This is a genomic window from Geodermatophilus sp. SYSU D01186, assembly GCF_054050215.1.
The window spans coordinates 1-17,161 of record NZ_JBJGYW010000032.1; the positions used below are offsets into that span (position 1 = coordinate 1).

14 protein-coding genes and 1 pseudogene are annotated in these 17,161 nt (G+C 74.6%); 4 read left to right on the forward strand and 11 right to left on the reverse strand.

What is annotated here, in order from left to right:
- Positions 1 to 43: 43 nt before the first annotated feature.
- Positions 44 to 823: a TIM barrel protein gene (locus ACI784_RS20190; RefSeq protein WP_457014658.1), complete on the reverse strand. Its 780-nt coding sequence runs from the start codon at positions 821 to 823 to the stop codon at positions 44 to 46.
- Positions 820 to 1,839, reverse strand: a complete 1,020-nt coding sequence (locus tag ACI784_RS20195) for a Gfo/Idh/MocA family oxidoreductase (protein ID WP_457014659.1) — start codon at positions 1,837 to 1,839, stop codon at positions 820 to 822. The genes ACI784_RS20190 and ACI784_RS20195 overlap by 4 nt, the downstream gene beginning before the upstream one ends.
- Positions 1,840 to 1,953: 114 nt before the next feature.
- Between ACI784_RS20195 and ACI784_RS20200 the strand changes: the two genes are divergently transcribed.
- A complete protein-coding gene (locus ACI784_RS20200) occupies positions 1,954 to 2,955 on the forward strand; it encodes a LacI family DNA-binding transcriptional regulator (protein WP_457014660.1) in 1,002 nt (333 codons plus the stop codon).
- A 12-nt stretch (positions 2,956 to 2,967) separates the two neighbouring features.
- On the opposite strand, the pseudogene ACI784_RS20205 reads toward ACI784_RS20200, so the two are convergent.
- The 6 genes and pseudogenes from ACI784_RS20205 to ACI784_RS20230 form a co-directional block, all read right to left on the reverse strand.
- Positions 2,968 to 4,188, reverse strand: a pseudogene (locus ACI784_RS20205) (cytochrome P450); the annotation flags it as partial.
- 32 nt (positions 4,189 to 4,220) lie between these two features.
- On the reverse strand, positions 4,221 to 6,473 hold the full coding sequence (locus ACI784_RS20210) for a cytochrome P450 (RefSeq protein WP_457014661.1): 2,253 nt from the start codon (positions 6,471 to 6,473) through the stop codon (positions 4,221 to 4,223).
- 110 nt (positions 6,474 to 6,583) lie between these two features.
- On the reverse strand, positions 6,584 to 7,600 hold the full coding sequence (locus ACI784_RS20215) for a LacI family DNA-binding transcriptional regulator (protein ID WP_456922871.1): 1,017 nt from the start codon (positions 7,598 to 7,600) through the stop codon (positions 6,584 to 6,586).
- A gap of 236 nt (positions 7,601 to 7,836) precedes the next feature.
- Positions 7,837 to 8,850 (reverse strand): Gfo/Idh/MocA family protein, encoded by a 1,014-nt coding sequence (locus tag ACI784_RS20220; protein ID WP_456922870.1) that lies wholly within the window; start codon positions 8,848 to 8,850, stop codon positions 7,837 to 7,839.
- 40 nt (positions 8,851 to 8,890) lie between these two features.
- Entirely contained in the window at positions 8,891 to 9,904 is a 1,014-nt protein-coding gene (locus ACI784_RS20225) for a Gfo/Idh/MocA family protein (protein ID WP_456922869.1), read from the reverse strand.
- 107 nt (positions 9,905 to 10,011) lie between these two features.
- Positions 10,012 to 11,061: a LacI family DNA-binding transcriptional regulator gene (locus tag ACI784_RS20230; protein ID WP_457014662.1), complete on the reverse strand. Its 1,050-nt coding sequence runs from the start codon at positions 11,059 to 11,061 to the stop codon at positions 10,012 to 10,014.
- Positions 11,062 to 11,160: 99 nt separating this feature from the next.
- Here ACI784_RS20230 and ACI784_RS20235 point away from each other — a divergent pair, with 99 nt between their 5' ends.
- Both ACI784_RS20235 and ACI784_RS20240 read left to right on the forward strand, forming a co-directional pair.
- The gene (locus ACI784_RS20235) at positions 11,161 to 12,345 is read left to right on the forward strand and encodes a phytanoyl-CoA dioxygenase family protein (RefSeq protein ID WP_457014663.1); all 1,185 of its coding nucleotides are present in this window, start codon (positions 11,161 to 11,163) and stop codon (positions 12,343 to 12,345) included.
- A gap of 2 nt (positions 12,346 to 12,347) precedes the next feature.
- On the forward strand, positions 12,348 to 13,202 hold the full coding sequence (locus ACI784_RS20240) for a sugar phosphate isomerase/epimerase family protein (RefSeq protein ID WP_457014664.1): 855 nt from the start codon (positions 12,348 to 12,350) through the stop codon (positions 13,200 to 13,202).
- Positions 13,203 to 13,265: 63 nt separating this feature from the next.
- Here ACI784_RS20240 and ACI784_RS20245 read toward each other — a convergent pair whose 3' ends face one another.
- The 3 genes from ACI784_RS20245 to ACI784_RS20255 all read right to left on the reverse strand — a co-directional run bounded on the left by ACI784_RS20245 (position 13,266) and on the right by ACI784_RS20255 (position 16,189).
- Entirely contained in the window at positions 13,266 to 14,081 is an 816-nt protein-coding gene (locus ACI784_RS20245; RefSeq protein WP_457014665.1) for an ATP-binding cassette domain-containing protein, read from the reverse strand.
- 4 nt (positions 14,082 to 14,085) lie between these two features.
- A complete protein-coding gene (locus ACI784_RS20250; protein WP_456922864.1) occupies positions 14,086 to 15,147 on the reverse strand; it encodes an ABC transporter permease in 1,062 nt (353 codons plus the stop codon).
- A 64-nt stretch (positions 15,148 to 15,211) separates the two neighbouring features.
- Positions 15,212 to 16,189 carry a substrate-binding domain-containing protein gene (locus tag ACI784_RS20255; RefSeq protein ID WP_456922863.1) on the reverse strand — a complete coding sequence of 326 codons (978 nt, stop codon included), beginning with the start codon at positions 16,187 to 16,189 and terminating at the stop codon, positions 15,212 to 15,214.
- A gap of 242 nt (positions 16,190 to 16,431) precedes the next feature.
- Between ACI784_RS20255 and ACI784_RS20260 the strand changes: the two genes are divergently transcribed.
- The gene (locus ACI784_RS20260; RefSeq protein ID WP_457014666.1) at positions 16,432 to 17,139 is read left to right on the forward strand and encodes an alpha/beta fold hydrolase; all 708 of its coding nucleotides are present in this window, start codon (positions 16,432 to 16,434) and stop codon (positions 17,137 to 17,139) included.
- The last annotated feature ends 22 nt before the right edge of the window (positions 17,140 to 17,161 follow it).

Genomic DNA, 17,161 nt, shown 5'->3' on the forward strand with positions numbered 1-17,161 from the left:
GTGCCCTGCCCACGGTGGTGGGCAGGGCACGGGCGCGCGCGGGTCAGCGGGTGTAGGCGGCGCGGAACCGGTCCAGGGCCACGGCCGGGTCGCCCGACGCCCAGCCCTCCAGGGCGACGACGCCGGTGTAGCCGAGCCGGTCGAGGACGGCGGCGATCGCCGGGTGGTGGATCTCCCCCGTGCCCGGCTCGCACCGGCCCGGGACGTCGGCCACCTGGATCTCGCCCACCAGCGGCAGCGCCCGCTCCACCAGCTGCACGAGGTTCCCCTCGCCGATCTGCGCGTGGTAGAGGTCGAGGTTGAGCCGCAGGTGCGGGCTGCCCACCGCCTCCACCAGCGCGATCGTGTCGGCGGCGCGGGCGAACGGCGTGCCCGGGTGGTCGACGGCGGTGTTGAGGTTCTCCAGGGTGAACACCCGCCCGGCCCGCTCCCCCAGCGCCGCCAGCCGCTCCAGGGTGCGGGCGGCGGTGAGCCACATCGCCGGGGTCACGACCTCGCTCGGCACCACCGGCAGCCCGCGGCCGTCCAGCCCGGTGCCGTGCACGTTCAGCCGCGGGCAGTCCAGCCGCTCGGCGACGGTCAGGGACTGCTCGGCCGTCTTCAGCAGCTCCTCCGCGCCGCCGGCGTCGGCCAGGGTGCCGGTGACGTAACCGGTCATCGACGAGAACGTCGCCCCGGTTTCGGCCAGCTCGTCGACGTCCTGGACCGTCCAGTCCCAGATCTCGACCTCGCAGCCGGCGTCGGCGATGCGCCGCACCCGCTCGGCGAACGGCAGGTCGAGGAAGAGCATCTCGGCCGACGCGGCCAGCCGGTAGGCGGTCACTTCTCGACCTCGTCGATGCGGACCGGGCGGCCGGCGCGGACCGACTCCGCCGCGGCGAGGGCGATCGCCAGGGCCGCCCGGGCGTCCTCGCCGGTCACGGGGGCCGGCGTGCCGGTGCGGACGGCGTCGACGAACGCGGCCAGCTCGCCGGTGTAGCCCTCGGGGAAGAGCTCCTGGTCGCTGCGCACGGTCTCGACCAGCCGGCCGGCGGAGCCGGAGAAGACCATCCCGGTGCGGCGGCCGTCGCCCATCGTGGCCAGGCCGCCGGAGCCGAGCACCTCCCCGCGGACGTCGTAGCCGTAGGCGGCCTCGAAGCAGGCCTCGGCGACCGCCATGGCGCCGTTGTCGAAGCGGACGTGCACGACGGCGGTGTCCAGCAGCCCGCGGTCCCGCCACGACGGCTCCACCAGCGCGTCGGCGGTGGCGTACACCTCGACGGCCTCGGCGCCGGGGTTGAGGAAGCGCAGCGTGTCGAAGTCGTGGATCAGCGTCTCCAGGAAGATCGTGTCCGGCAGCACCCGCGAGGGGTCGAAGCCGCCCGGGTCGCGGGTCAGCGAGCGCAGCTGCCGCGGCGTGCCGAGCGTGCCGGCGTCGAGCAGCGCGCGGGCGGCCCGCCAGTCCGCGGCGAACCGCCGGTTGAACCCCACCTGCAGGACGACGCCCGCGGCGCGCGCGGCGTCGATCGCCCGGTCGGCGTCGGGCAGCGTGACCGCCATCGGCTTCTCGCAGAACACGTGCCGGTCCGCGGCGGTGGCGGCCACGACCAGGTCGGCGTGCGACCGCGCGGGGGCGGCGATCACCACGGCGTCGACCTCCGGGTCCGCCCAGACCTGCGCCAGGTCGGTGTACGCCCGTCCCGCGCCCAGCGCCCCGGTCAGCCGCTCCGCCGCCCCGGGTGCGGGGTCGGCCACCGCGACCAGCCGCGCCCGCGGCAGGCGCAGGGTCACCGTCTGCGCGTGGAAGGCGCCCATGCGCCCCGATCCGATCAGGGCCACGCCCACGGTCTCGCCAGCCATCCCGGACTCCCTCGGCTAGAACGTTCTAGGTCCTTGCCAGCGTGGCCCCCGTCACTCTCCCTCGTCAAGGGGATCGCGCTAGAACGTTCTAGCTGTCAGGGCTACGCTCGCCGGGTGTCCTCCACGGGCCCCGACCGGCGGCCGACCCTCGCCGACGTCGCGGCCCGCGCCGGGGTCTCCACCGCCCTGGTCTCGATCGTCATGCGCGACGCCCCGGGGGCCAGCACCGCGACCCGGGAGCGGGTGCGGCGCGCCGCCGAGGAGATCGGCTACCGGCCCGACAGCCGCGCCCGCCTGCTGCGCAGCTCCCGCAGCCGGCTGATCGGCGTCGTCTTCGGGGTGCAGCACGCCTTCCACGGCGACCTGCTGACCGGGCTCTACGCCGCCGCCGAGCGGGCCGGGTACGAGCTGGCCCTCAGCGCCGTGACGCCGGGCCGCGGCGAGCAGCGGGCGGTCGAGGGACTGCTGCGCGACCGCTGCGAGGCGCTGGTCCTGCTCGGCCCCTCTTCGCCCAGCGCACGGCTCGCCGGTCTCGCCGAGCGCCTGCCGGTCGTGGTGGTCGCGCGCTCGGTGCGGTCGGCCGCGGTCGACGTCGTCCGGACCGCGGACGACGAGGGCGCGCGGCTGGCGGTCGACCACCTGGTGGCCCTCGGCCACCGCGAGGTGGTGCACGTCGACGGCGGGCGCGCCCCGGGCGCGGCCGAGCGGCGCCGGGGGTACCGCGAGGCGGCGCGCCGGCACGGCCTCGAGCCGCGGATCGTGCCCGGCGGGCTCACCGAGGAGGACGGCGCGGCCGCCGCGCGCACGCTGCTGGCCGGCCCCCTCCCGGGAGCCGTCGCGGCCTTCAACGACCGCTGCGCGCTGGGCCTGCTCGACGTCCTGCGCCGGGCGGGGCGCACGGTGCCCGGGGACGTGAGCGTCGTGGGCTACGACGACAGCCGGATCGCCCGGCTCTCCTCGGTCGACCTCACCTCCGTCGCCCAGGACGTCGGGCGGCTGAGCACGCTGGCCGTGCGGCGGGCCCTCGACCGGCTCGACGGCGTCCCCGTCGAGCAGCGCGAGCTCGTGGTGCCGCCGCGGCTGGTCGTCCGGAGCACCACCGCCCCGCCCCGCTGACGCCCCCGCTCACCCCGGGACGGCGAAGGACAGCGGCAGGGAGTCCCACACGTACATGTTCGGCGTGGTCCGGTAGCGGACCGGCGGCCCGGCGAGCGTGTAGTCGCCCAGCACCGGCAGCGCCTCCTCCAGGGCCACCCTCGCCTCGAGCCGGGCCAGCGGCGCACCGAGGCAGCCGTGCCGGCCCTCGCCGAAACCGAGGTGCCGCACCCTGCCGCGGGTGACGTCGAACCGGTCCGGGTCGGCGTACTGGCGCGGATCGCGGTTGGCCGCGCCGTAGACGAGCACCACCCGCCCGCCCGCGGGGATGGTCACGCCGTGCAGGGTGACCTCGCGGGACGTGGTGCGCCCGACCAGCTGCAGCGGGCTGGAGTGGCGGATCGCCTCCTCCACCGCGGTCGGGATCAGCGAGGGGTCCTGCCGCAGCAGCGTGCGCTGGTCGGGGTTCTCGGCCAGCAGCTTGAACAGCGTGCCGGTCAGCCCCGCCGTGGACTCCACCCCGCCCAGGAAGAGCACCATCATCAGGCCGAGGATCTCCGAGGCCGGCGTCAGGTGCTCGTCGGCGAAGGGCACCCCGTCGATCTCGGCCTGGACCAGCGCGGTGACGACGTCCTCGCGCGGGGCGCGCCGGCGGTCCTCCAGCAGGGCGATGAAGTAGTCCCGGATGCCCTCGGTGGCGGCCCTGGCGACCGGGGTGAGGCTGGGGTCGCCCGGACGGCGGTCCTTGAGCTCGTGCACCCAGCGGTCGAGCTGGGCCCGGCCCTCCTCCCGGGCGCTGGGCAGGCCCAGCACGGTGAAGAAGACCTCGTTGGGCATGGGCCAGGCCAGCTCCCGGGCGAGGTCGACGTGCCCGCGGTCGCGCCAGGTGTCGACCAGGCCGCGGACGACGTCCCGGATGGCGTCCTCCTTGGCGGCGATGCGCCGTGGCAGGAAGTGCGGCTGCACCACGCGGCGGACCGGGTCGTGCCGCGGGTTGTCGACGTCGGGCAGGAAGCCCGGCCCGCTCTGGTCCTTGGCGGTGTCGTCGATGTCGATGCCCTCGTAGCTGAGGAACGTGTCCGGGTCGGTCGCGGCCGCGCGGACGTCCTCGTACCGGGACAGCGCCCACCATCCCCACTTCTCGCTGTGGAAGACCGGCGCCTCCTCCTGCATCCACCGGTACACGGGATAGGGGTCGGCCTGGAACTCCGGGCTGAAGGGGTCGTACTCCATCGCGGTGCGGGCGGGGGTCATGGCGGTCTCCTCGGTCGGGTGAGGGGTGCGCTTCAGAGATCGAGGACCAGGCGCGGCGTCGTCGACCGGGAGACGCAGATCATCATGCAGTCGTCGGCCGCCCGCTCCTCGCTGCTCAGCACCGAGTCGCGGTGGTCGGGGACGCCGTCGAGGACGGTGGTCTCGCAGGTGCCGCAGGTGCCCTCGGCGCACGAGGAGAGGACGCCCACACCGGCCGCCTCCACCACGTCGAGGATCGAGCGGTCCGGCGCCACCGGCAGGGTGAGCTCGCTCCGGGCGAGGACGACCTCGAAGGTGTCCGACCGCACCGGCTCGGTCAGCGGCCTGGCCGTGAACCGCTCGACGTGCAGCGACCCGGCCGGCCACGCCGCGCCGCGCTGCTCGACCGCCGCGAGCAGCGGCTCCGGGCCGCAGCAGTAGACCCGCGTGTCGGGGCGCGGCTCGCCCAGCAGCGTGTCGAGGTCGAGCAGGCCGACCTCGTCCTGCGGGCAGACCGTCACCCGGCCGCCGTACCGCGCCAGCTCGCCGAGGAAGGCCATCGACGCCCGCCGGCGCCCGCCGTAGACCAGCTCCCAGTCGGCGCCGGCGGCCTCCGCGGCGCGGATCATCGGCAGGATCGGCGTGATGCCGATGCCGCCGGCGACGAACAGGTAGCGGGGTGAGTCGACGAGCGGGAAGTTGTTCCGCGGCCCGCGCACCCGGACGGTGTCGCCCTCCTGCAGGCGGTCGTGCACGAACAGCGAGCTGCCGCGGCCGGCCGGGTCGCGCAGGATGCCCAGCCGGTACTCGGAGCGGTCGGCGGGGTCGCCGCACAGCGAGTACTGCCGGGTGGGCGCCCCGTCGAGGACGAGGTCGACGTGGGCGCCGGGCTCCCAGCGCGGGAGCGGGGCGTCGCCGGCCTCCCGCAGCGCCAGCGTGACGACGCCGTCGGCGGCCTGCCGCTTGGCGACCACGCGCGCGGACACCTCGAACTCGGAGGTGGCGAGGGTGACCGAGGTCGTCCGGTGGTGCACCTCCTCGACGTGCGGGCGGCGCCCGTCGGCACCCCGGGGGCCGACGGTGACCGGCAGGGACTTCCAGACGTACATGTTCGGCGAGCTCGGGTAGAACCCCGGCGGGCCGGCCGGCTCGTAGTCGCCCAGCACCGGGAGCGCCTCCTCCAGCGCGATCCGGGCCTCCAGGCGGGCCAGCGGGGCGCCGAGGCAGCCGTGCACGCCCTCCCCGAAGCCCAGGTGCCGGGCCCGGGGCCGGGTGACGTCGAACCGGTCCGGGTCCGGGAACTGGCGCTCGTCGCGGTTGGCCGCGCCCGGGACGAGGACGACCCGGCCGCCGGCGGGGATGGTCACCCCGTGCAGGGTCACCTCGCGCGACGTCGTCCGGGCGGTGAGCTGCAGGGGCGTGACGAGGCGGAGGGCCTCCTCGACGGCGTTCGGGATCAGCCAGGGGTCCTGCTCCAGCAGCGCGCGCTGGTCGCGGTTCTCGGCCAGCAGCTTGAACAGCGTGCCGGTCAGTCCGGCGGTGGACTCCACCCCGCCCAGGAACAGGATCATCATCAGGCCGCTGACCTCGGAGTCCGGCGTGACCCGGTCCTCCACGAACGGCACTCCGTCGATGTCGGCCTGCACGAACCGGGTGACCAGGTCGTCGCGCGCGCTGCGGCGGCGGTCGTCGAGCAGGTCGATGAAGAACTGCTGGACGCCGGCCGTGGCCGCCCGCGCGACCGGGGTCAGGTGCGGCGTGCCGGGCACCCGGTCCTTGAGCTCGTGGGTCCAGTGCTCCAGCTGCTCCCGCCGCGTCCGCTCCACCGGGTCCGGCGCGTGCCGGCTCGGCAGCCCCATCAGGTGGAAGAACACGTCGAACGGCATCGGCCAGGCCAGCTCCTGGGCGAGGTCCACGGCGCCGCGGTCCCGCCACGAGGCGACCAGCTCGCGCACCACCGCGCGGATGCCGTCCTCCAGCTCGGCGATCCGGCGCGGCAGGAAGTACGGCTGCACGACCGAGCGGACCTGGTCGTGCCGGGGGTTGTCCATGCTGCCGATCGACCCCGGCGGCACCTGCTCCAGGCGGCTGTCGTCGATGTCCATGCCCTCGTAGCTGAGGAAGGTCTCCGCGTCGAGCGCGGCGGCGCGCACGTCCTCGAAGCGGGTCAGGGCGTACCAGCCCCACCGCTCGCTCCAGTAGACCGGCGCCTCGTCCCGCATGCGCCGGTACACCGCGAACGGGTCGGACGTGTAGAAGTCGGGGGCGAACGGGTCGTAGTCGAGCTCGGTGGCGAGGCTGGCCATGGCGGTCTCCGCGGGCGCGTGGGCGGCGAGGGCGTCGGGATCGACGCGGGGGTTTTGAAGCGCTTCAAACGCCAGCGTGGCGGGTGACCGGCGTCACCGTCAAGACTTTGTCAGGACGAAGTCGGCGGCCCCGTCGTCCCCCGGACGACGAGGTGCGGCGGGACGACGACCTCGCGCCGGTCGGTGCGGCCGCCGTCGAGCCGCTCGACCACCGCCCCCACCGCGAGCCGGGCCATCTGCGGGGAGTCCTGGCTGACGGTGGTCAGGTCGATGTGCGCCAGCCGGGAGAGCGGGCTGTCGTCGTACCCGACCACGGAGACCTCCCCCGGCACGTCGACACCGGCGCGCAGCAGGGCGTCGAGCAGGCCGACCGCGGAGGCGTCGTTGTAGGTCACCACCGCCGTCGGACGCACGTCGGAGCCGAGCAGCGGCGCCGCCGCGCGGCCGCCGGCCCCCTCGCCGGCGTCCCCGCCCACGACCCGTACGTGCTCCCCGAGGCCCCGGCGGCGCATCGCCCGCTCGTAGCCCCGCCGCCGGGCGGCGGCGATCGGCCCGCGGCCGCCGTCGACGTGGGCGATGCGCCGGTGCCCCAGGTCGGCCAGGTGCTCCACGGCCTGCGCCACGCCGTCGTCGTCGGCGGCGCGGACGACGTCGACGCCCTCGGCCGACACCGGCCGGCCGACGGCGACCACCGGCAGCTGCCGGGCCAGCGCGCTCAGCCGGGCGGCGGGCGCGTCCGGCCCCAGCAGCAGCAGCGCCTCGCACCGCGAGTCCAGCAGCGTCTCGACCGCCCGGCGCTCGTCGCGGGTCCGGGTGACCGTGCTGAGCACGAGGTCGTAGCCGTGCGCCTCGGCGGCCTCGTGGACGTCCTCGACCAGCTGGGCGTGGAAGGTGCTCCGGACGTCCATGGCGATCCCGATCAGCCCGCTGCGCCGGCGGGCCAGCAGGCTCGCCGCCCGGTCCGGGCGGTACCCCAGGCGGCCCGCCGCGCCGAGGACCCGTTCCCGCGTGGCGCCGCTCGGGCCGGGCGCCCCGCGCAGCACGAGGGACGCCGTCGCCGCCGAGACGCCGGCCTCATCGGCGACGTCCTGCAGCCGCGGACGCCGCGCGCGGTTCGAGGCGGTCACGGCCGCCCGCTCCCACGACACCGCGGCGACCTGCTGGTGCGGTCCACGACGCCAGTGAAGCGCTTCAAGACGCCCCGGCCAATGACCCCGAGGGGGGAGCGTGCCCGGGCCGGCCCCCGCCGTGAAGGTGTGGTCAGCGGATTCCCGTCATCGTGATCATGGCGTCGTGACCACCGCTGCGTGCTTCGGAGTGGTCACGACACCATGATGACGAGGACCGCGCCCGGGCGGGCCGCTCATGCCAGGCGCACCTCGTCGATCCGCACCGGCCGGTGCTCAGCCAGCGACCGGGCGCAGGCCTCGGCGATCCAGTCGGCCTCCAGCCCGTCGGCGACCGTGCACGGCGAGGGGCGGTCGCCGGCGACGACCTCGAGGAAGGTCTCGAACTGCGCCCGGAAGGCCGGCTGGAAGCGGTCCATGAAGAAGCGGTGCGGCGGGCCGGCCGGGAACGTGACGCCGGGCTCGGTGGCGCGGATCGGCCACCCGTCGTCAACGCCGGCGGCGACGCTGTCGCGCGAGCCGTGGACCTCCAGCCGCACGTCGTAGCCGCGCGCGTTGTAGCGGGTGTTGGACACGATCCCCAGGGCGCCGCCGGCGAAGGTCACGACGGCCGCGGAGGTGTCGACGTCCCCGTACCGGCGGAAGAAGTCCGCGCCCTGGTTGCTGCCGGTGGCGTAGACCTCGACGGCCTCCTGGCCGGTCACCCACCGGACGGCGTCGAAGTCGTGCACGCCGCAGTCGCGGAAGATGCCACCGGAGACCGCGATGTACTCCGGCGGCGGGGGCTCGGGGTCCAGCGTGGTGGAGCGCACCGTGGTGACCCAGCCGAGCTCGCCGCCGGCGACCGCGGCCCGGGCCGCGGCGATGGCGGCGTCGTAGCGGCGCTGGAACCCGATCTGGACCGGCACGGTGGAGCCCTCCAGCCGGCGCAGCAGCTCCGCGCCGGCCGCGCCGGTCTGCGCGACCGGCTTCTCGCACAGCGTCGGCAGCCCGGCCTCGACGCAGGCGAGGACGAGCTCGGGGTGCGCGTCGGTGCCCGCCGCGATGACCACCCCGTCGACGCCGGAGCCGAGCAGCGCCGCCAGGGAGTCGACGCCCTCGACGCCGTCGGCCCGGTGGCGGTCGACGACCTGCTTGGTCCGGTCGGGCACGAGGTCGGTCACCACGAGGGACTCGACCGCCGGGATGCCGACCAGCGTGCCGGCGTGGAAGGCCCCGATCCTGCCGAGACCGATGAGTCCGATGCGCATGCTGAGCCTCTCGTGTGGGGGGTGGGCCCGGGCCCGGTGGTCAGGCGGGGGCGTAGAGGTCCGGCCGTGGGGGCAGCTCGACCGCGACCCGGGCTCCGGTGTGCAGCGCCTGCAGCGCCGCGTCGGAGACGACCTGCGCGACGAAGCCGTCCCAGGCGCCGGGCCCCTGCGGCGACCGCCCGCCGGCGACGGCGTCGACCCACTCGCGCAGCTCGACGTCGTAGGAGAGGGCGAAGCGTTCGCGCCAGTCGGCCGGCACCAGACCGGCGACGGCGCCCTCGCGGCGGATGGTCACCGGCGCGGGGTCGGCCAGCTCGACGGTGCCGGTCTCCCCCGACACCTCGCAGCGGATCTCGTAGCCGTAGTGGACGTTGACCGACACCTCGACGTCGACCAGCACGCCGTCGGCCATCTCGAACAGCACCAGCAGCGGGTCCTGCAGCTCCCCGCCGCGGCTGCTCCTGCGCGGGGTGAGCACCCGCACGGCGGCGATCTCGGTCCCCAGCAGCCAGCGCAGCTCGTCGATCTCGTGGATCGCGGTGTCGGCGATCGACATGTCGCGCGTGTAGTGCGGGGGCACCGAGGCGTTGCGGTGCGCGCAGTGCACCAGCAGCGGCGCGCCGATCGCACCGCCGTCCAGGGCCTGCTTCAGCGCCCGGTGCGCCGGGTCGTACCGCCGGTTGAACCCGACCTGGACCAGCCGGCGCCCGGCGGCGACCTCCGCGTCGACGATGCGCCGGCAGGCGTCCTGGCTGGTGGCCAGCGGCTTCTCGCAGAACACCGGCTTGCCGGCGGCGACGGCCGCGAGCACGTAGGGCTCGTGCGTGGGGCCCCACGAGGTGACGACGACGGCGTCGACGGCGTCGGAGGCGATCAGCTCCTCGCCCGTCGGCAGCGCCTTGGCGTCGGGCAGCTGCCCGGCCACGGTGGCGGCGCGCCCGGCGTCGGCGTCGGCGACGGCCACGACGCGGCTGCCCCCGGGGCCGCCGTCCAGGCGGCGGACGTGCTCCTGGCCGATCATGCCGACCCCGATGACCCCGACGTCCAGCGTCACGACGCCTCCTCGACTCCGTGTCCGGCCGGCCGGTGCCGGCCGTGCCGGGGTCAAGGCTGTGGCCGCCGCCACGACCCCGTCAACGACGCGGAGCCCTCGAGTTCCCCTCAGCGGGCCGGCGCGGACAGCACCTCGACGGGGATGTTGTGCGGCGTGACCACCGAGACGCCGGAGTGCCAGGAGCGGGGCGCGCCGGGCAGCGCGCCGTGGGCCTGCATCACCACGTGGCAGGCGCGGCGCAGGTCGAGGGCCAGGTCGTGGTGCAGCACCGCCGACAGCCGGCCGGCCTGCAGCAGCGCGAGGTTCTCGGCGTCCAGGTCGTGGGCGACGAAGGCGCGGCAGCCGCGCCCGGCGTCGGCGAAGGCCGCGACCGTCGCGGCGTTGCCGCCGGTGGCGTACAGCGAGTAGACGGCGACGATGCCCGGGTCGGCGGCGAGCGCGTCGCCGACCAGCCCGCGCAGCACCGCGTCGTCCCCGCTCGCGTCGACCAGGTCGACCTGCCGGCGGCCGGGGCGAAGCTGCCGCAGCGTCGCGCGGAAGCCCATCTCGCGCTCGTCCTCGCCGCGGAAGGTGCCGGTGCCCCGGGTCACCAGCACCGCGCCGTCGTCGTCGCCGAGCCACTGGTCGAGCAGGTAGGCGGCCGTGGCCCCGGCGGCGCGGTTGTCCAGGCCGACGTAGGCCACGCGGCGGCTGGTCGGCAGGTCGGTCACCAGCGTGACGACCGGGATGCCTCCCTCGGCCAGCCGCTCGACGGCCACCGCGACCAGCGGGGAGTCCGGGGCCTTGAGGACGACGCCCTGCGAGCCGCGCCGCGCGATGCCGTCGAGCGTGGCGACCAGCTCGGCGACCGGCGGGGACTCGGCCAGGTGGAAGCGCGCCCGGAAGGTCGCCGGGCGGACCAGCGGCAGCTGCGACTCCAGCGCGGCTCGGACGGCGGCGGAGAACCGGGCGGGTGCGTCGACGACCACGTCCAGGAAGAAGGTCCGCCCGCTCAGCCGCACCTGCGAGCGCTGCCGGTGCAGGTCGGCGATCGCCCGGTGCACCTCGTCGACCGTGCTCTGCCGGACGCCGCCGCGCCGGTTGAGCACGCGGTCCACGGTGGCCTCGGACAGGCCCGCCTGGCGGGCGATCTCGCGGATGGGGTACGGGTGCGGCACCGGCCCAGTCTGAGGGGGAGATGAGGGAAGGGCGAGGTTGATGCGGGATCACCGACCCGTCAGGCTCGTCTGCAGCCCCCGCTCAGGAAGGACGCTCCCGTGACCGCCTCCCTCACCCGACGCACCCCCGGCTGGTTCACCGCGCAGGACTGCCGCCTGGCGGACTTCCGCGCCGTCGTCGAGACGACCACCGACCCGGCCGAGTACCCCACCGCCGACGAGGTGCGGCAGAACGTCCTCGTCTACGGCGCGCGGCTGCGCGACGCCGTCGCCACCCCCGGGGGACGCCGGGAGGTGCAGGCCGAGCTGGCCCGCGCGCTGGCCGACGGGCCGGGGATCGTCGTCTTCGCCGGCGCCTTCCCCGACACCGGAGTCGTCGACCGCGCCACCGCGGTCTTCGAGGCGCTGATCGCCGAGCAGAAGGCGGCCGGCGTCGTCGGCGGGGACCACTTCGCCACCCCCGGCGCCAACGACCGCGTCTGGGGCGCGCTGGACAAGTTCGCCGTCCGCGAGCCGCGGCTGTTCGCCGAGTACTACGGCAACGACGTCCTCGCGCTGGTCTCCGAGGCGTGGCTGGGCCGTGGCTACCAGGTCACCAGCCAGGTCAACGTGGTCAACCCCGGCGGCAGGGCGCAGGTCGCGCACCGCGACTACCACCTGGGCTTCATGTCCGAGGAGCAGGCGCTGGCCTACCCCGCGCACGTGCACCGGCTCTCCCCCGTCATGACGCTGCAGGGTGCGGTGGCGCACTGCGACATGCCCGTGGAGACCGGCCCCACGATGTACCTGCCGCACTCGCAGAAGTACGCCCCCGGGTACGTCGCCTTCCACCAGCCGCAGTTCACCGCCTACTTCGACGAGCACTTCGTGCAGCTGCCGCTGCGCAAGGGCGACGCCGCCTTCTTCAACCCGGCGCTGTTCCACGGCGCGGGCACCAACCGGTCGGCCGGCGTGCGCCGCATGGCCAACCTGCTGCAGGTCTCCTCCGCCTTCGGCCGCGCGATGGAGACCGTCGACCGGACGGCGATGGTCCGCGCCCTCTACCCGGGCCTGCTCGAGCAGCGGGCCGCCGGCGCCGACGAGCGCGCCCTGCGCAACGCCGTCGCCGCCTCCGCCGAGGGCTACGCCTTCCCCACCAACCTCGACCACGACCAGCCGATCGGCGGCCTGGCGCCTGAGACCCAGGCGGAGCTCGTGTGGCGCGCCCTGCAGGAGGGCTGGTCGCCGGCGGCACTCGACGCCGAGCTCACCGCCCAGGCCGAGCGGCACGCCGGCGCCCTCTAGCGATGGACGAGCTGCTGGCCACGTGCTGGACGACGGCCGGCGACGCCGCGCCGTCCCGGGCGGACTGGCGCAGCCCGGTGCCCCTGCGGGAGCGGATCGAGGCGGCGGCCGCCGCGGGGTTCACCGGTTTCGGGGTGCTCGCCGTCGACCTGGCCGTCGCCGAGCGGGAGCACGGCTTCCCCGGCATCCGGGCGATCCTGGCCGACAACGGCCTGGTCCACCTGGAGCTGGAGGGCCTCCCCGGCTGGTGCAGCAGCGGGCCCGAGCGGGCGGCGTCGGACGAGCTGCGCGGGTTCCTGCTCAGGGCCGCCGAGGCACTCGGCGCCCGGCACCTCAAGGTCACCCCCGACGCCGGCGACGCGCCGGGGGACGGCGGGCGCCGAGCGGCCGAGTTCGCCCGGCTGGCCGCCCAGGCCGCCGACGCCGGAGCACGCCTGGGCATCGAGTTCCTGCCGTGGACCGACGTCGCGACCGTCCACGACGCGCTGCGACTGGTGGAGGACGCCGCCCACCCCGCCGGCGGGATCGTCGTCGACGTCTGGCCCGTCGAGCGCGCCGGCACGCCGCCGGCCGAGCTCGCGTCGCTCCCGCTGCACCGGATCGTCGGCGTAGAGCTGGACGACGCCGACAGCACGCCGGCGGGGACGCTGTTCGAGGACACCGTGGACCGGCGGCGCTACTGCGGCGAGGGGGACTTCGACCTGCCCGGCGCGATCACCGCGCTGCGCGCCGCCGGGTGGGCCGGTCCGTGGGGGGTCGAGATCCTCTCCGCCGGGCACCGCCGGCTCGACGTCCGCCAGGCCGCCGCGCGCGCCGCGGCCACCGCGCGCGAGCTGGTGGCGGTGCGCCCCGGCTGACGCCCGGGACGACGACGGCGCCCGCCCTCCGGGTGCCGGGAGGGAGGGCGCCGTCGGGTCGGTTCAGCGCTTGAGCTCGTGGCTGAGCTCGGCCAGCTCCTGGCCGCCGGCCATCTCGGTGGTGAGCTCCTCCAGCGTGACCTCCGAGCGCTTCTTGTCCAGCACGCGGCGGCCGAGCTTGAGGATGATGAAGTGGTCGCCCACCAGGTAGGCGTGGTGCGGGTTGTGGGTGATGAAGACGACGCCGAGACCGGCGTCCCGCGCCGCGGCGGTGTACTTCAGCACCACCCCGGACTGCTTGACCCCCAGGGCCGCCGTCGGCTCGTCGAGGATCAGCACGCGGGCCCCGAAGTACACCGCCCGGGCGATGGCGACGCACTGCCGCTGGCCGCCGGAGAGGGTGCCGATGGGCTGGTTGATGTCCTTGACGACGATGCCCATCTTCTGCAGTTCGGCGTCGGCGATCTCGCGCATGGCCGAGATGTCCAGCGGCGCCATGGGGTACTTGCCCTTGCGGATCTCCGACCCCAGGAAGAAGTTCCGCCAGACCTCCATGAGCCCCACGACCGCGAGGTCCTGGTAGACGGTGGCGATGCCGGCGTCCAGGGACTCGCGCGGGGAGCCGAAGCGCCGCTCCTGGCCGTCGACCTTCAGCGTGCCCTCGGTGTGCGGGTGCAGCCCAGAGATGATCTTGATGAGGGTGGACTTGCCGGCGCCGTTGTCCCCCAGCACGCAGGCCACCTCGCCGGCGTTCACCTTGAGGTTGATGCCCTCCAGGGCCCGGATGGCGCCGTAGGCCTTGCCGACGCCCTCCATCTCGACGAGGGGCTCGCCCCTGTGCAGGTCGGGGGCGGCGTGTTCGGCGATGGTGTCTGTCACGTCGTCATCTCCTCTGGGCGGCGTAGTTCTTGATGTACAGGTTGACCATCACGGCGAGCAGCAACATCACGCCGAGGAAGGTGCGGAACCAGTTCGGGTCCCAGCCGGCGTAGACGATCCCCTGGGTGGTCATCCCGAAGATGAAGGCGCCCAGCGCCGAGCCGACGGCGGAGCCGTAGCCGCCGGTGAGCAGCGCACCGCCGACGACCGCGGCGATGATGTAGATGAACTCGTTGCCGATGCCGAGGCCGGCCTGCACGGAGCTGAAGTTGAACAGCAGGTGCATGCCCAGGAACCAGGCCAGGAACGACACGCCCATGAACAGGCCGATCTTGGTCGCGCGGACCGGCACGCCGACCGCGCGGGCGCTGGCCTGGTTGCCGCCGACCGCGGTGATCCAGTTGCCGGTGCGGGTGCGCAGCAGCAGCCAGGTGCCGACGGCCACGAACAGCAGCCACCACAGCACGGTGACCTTGACGGTCATGAACCCCAGCGGGATGTCGGAGGCGAAGACCGCCTTCGCCGCGTCGAAGCCGTCCAGCGCGCTGGCGTTGGGAGTGGCGACCGTCCCGGTGACCAGCTTGGTGACGCCGAGGTTGACGCCCTGGAGGATGAAGAAGGTGCTCAGCGTGATGAGGAAGCTGGGGATCCCCGTTCTCATCACCAGGTAGCCGTTGACGAAGCCGATCGCCAGCGCGATGAGCAGGCTGACGACGACGCCGACCCACATGTTCAGGCTGAACTGGTAGCAGATCATCGCCGACGCGAGCGCCGACGTGGTGACCGTGACACCGGCGGACAGGTCGAACTCGCCACCGATCATCAGCAGTGCCACACCGACCGCGACGATGCCGATCGTGGAGGAGGCGTAGAGGACCGTCGCCAGCGCGGGCAGCGTCCGGAACGGCGGGGCCACGGCGAAGAAGAAGGCGAAGATCACGATCGCCGCCGCCAGCGCGCCGACCTCGGGCCGGCCGAGGACGCGGGACACCAGCGACCGCTGGGTGCGCCCCGGCGGCGTGGTCGGGGGTGCGTTGGACGGCTTCGCCGCCACGGATGAGCTCATGGCTGCTCCAGAGGAGTCGGGACGGGCGGGGGGAGCCGGAAACCCGACTCCCCCCGGGTGGCGATCAGCGGGTGTTGTTCTCCGTGTACGGCAAGATCACGTCGATGTTCGACTCGTCGACGATGGACGGACCGGTGAGGACCGGCTGGCCACCGCCGATGTCGTTGCCGTTGGTGAGGTTCAGCCACAGCGACGTGACGGCCATGTAGCCCTGGACGTAGGGCTGCTGGTCGATCGAGAAGGCGATGTCTCCGTTCTGGATCGCCTGGGCGACGTCCGCGTTCAGGTCGAAGGTGATGACCTGCGCCTGGCTACCGGTGTCCGACTTGGCCTGCTGCGCAGCCTGGGCGACCGGGGCACCGAGGGTGACGATGTGGGTGATCGACGGGTCGGTCTGGAGGCTGGAGCCGATCGTCTGCTGCACCGAGGGAAGGTCGGTCCCCTGCACGTAGAGGACCTCGGTGTTGGGGAAGCCCTCGGCCACGCCGGCACAGCGGGTCTCCAGCGCCACCTGCCCCTGCTCCTGGATCACGCAGAGCGCCTTGCCGCCGCCGTCCTGGCCGATGCGCTCACCGACGGTCCGGCCGGCGAGCTGCTCGTTGGAGCCGAAGTACATCGACACGCCGTAGTCCTGGTAGTTGTTGATCCCGGAGTTGAACGCGACGACCGGAATGCCCTCCGCGGCTGATTGCGCGGCCGGACCGACCTGGTCGGGATAGGCCAGCGTGACGGCGATGCCGTCCACGTCGCTGTCGACCGCGTTCTGGACGAGGGTCGCCTGCTCGCCGGCGTCGGGGTCGTTGGAGTAGTTCAGCGTGATGTTGTGGTTCGCGGCGGCCGCCTCGGCCCCGGCGCGGATCTTGTCCCAGAAGGTGTCCCCGGGCGCCTCGTGCGTGATCATCGCGATGGTGAAGTTCTCGCCCTCCGCAGCGGCCCCACCGCCCTCGTTCTGTGCTCCGCCCTGACTGCTGCACGCGGCCAGCGCCGTGGCGGCGGCGGTCACGACCACCGCCACCTTCAGCGACCTACGGCTGGTCCTCATTCGTGTCTCCTCGTCGGGTTGACCACCGGGCTGGTGGCCGCTGACCTGCTGAGTCCTGGACGTCGGGTGGAGCGCTCAGCCGTGAGGACATCGGGCCCTCTGCCGTCCTCATGTCCGGACATAGTGACATGGGTCAATGTGACACGGCTCACCAAGAGCGTCAAGGCTCCTCCTCGGCACCCGCCTTGCCCAGGCACCCGTGCGTCGCCGGGCCGGGGACGCCGACGGGCAGACTGGCTCGGGTGGAGCAGACCTCGACGACCCCCGGCGCCGTCCTCGTGCACGGCCTCTGGCACGGCGCCTGGTGCTGGGACGCCGTCCGCGCGGCGCTGGCTGCCCAGGGGGTGGACAGCGTCGCGGTCGACCTGCCGCTGACCGACCTCGCCGCCGACACCCGGACGGTGCGCGACGCCCTCGACCGGTTCGGCCGGCCCGCGGTGTTGGTCGGGCACTCCTACGGCGGGGCGGTCATCACCGCCGCGGGCGCGCACCCGCTCGTGCGCGAGCTGGTCTACCTCGCGGCGTTCCAGCTCGACGAGGGCGAGTCGGTCAGCCGGACCCGCGCCGGGCAGGGGCTGCCGGACACGCGGCTGGGCGAGGCGGTGCGGGTGTCCGGTGACGAGGTGGGCCTGGATCCCGAGCTCGGCCCGCGGCTGCTGTTCGCCGACGCGCCGGCCGACGTCGCCGCGGCGGCCGCCGCCCGGCTGCGCCCGGTCGCGCGACCGGTCTTCCGCGGGGTGCCGGAGGTCATCGCCTGGCGGACGGTGCCGTCGACCTTCGTCGTCTGCACCGCCGACGAGGTGGTGCACCCGGAGCTGCAGCGGGTGATGGCGCAGCGGGCCACCCGGACCGTGGAGTGGGCCTCCGGGCACAGCCCCGCCGCGTCCCGGCCCGAGGCGGTCGCCGCCCTCGTCGCCGAGCGCGTCGCGGCCGCGGGACGAGCGGGGTGACAGCGGCACGCCCGGCGACGGG

What these genes read in the sequence shown, in the direction of transcription:
- ACI784_RS20240 (WP_457014664.1), top strand. Translation starts at nt 12,348, where the DNA reads ATGGACGAGCTGCTGGCCACGTGCTGGACGACGGCCGGCGACGCCGCG.
- ACI784_RS20255 (WP_456922863.1), bottom strand. Translation starts at nt 16,189, where the DNA reads ATGAGGACCAGCCGTAGGTCGCTGAAGGTGGCGGTGGTCGTGACCGCC.
- ACI784_RS20210 (WP_457014661.1), bottom strand. Translation starts at nt 6,473, where the DNA reads ATGGCCAGCCTCGCCACCGAGCTCGACTACGACCCGTTCGCCCCCGAC.
- ACI784_RS20250 (WP_456922864.1), bottom strand. Translation starts at nt 15,147, where the DNA reads ATGAGCTCATCCGTGGCGGCGAAGCCGTCCAACGCACCCCCGACCACG.
- ACI784_RS20220 (WP_456922870.1), bottom strand. Translation starts at nt 8,850, where the DNA reads ATGCGCATCGGACTCATCGGTCTCGGCAGGATCGGGGCCTTCCACGCC.
- ACI784_RS20195 (WP_457014659.1), bottom strand. Translation starts at nt 1,839, where the DNA reads ATGGCTGGCGAGACCGTGGGCGTGGCCCTGATCGGATCGGGGCGCATG.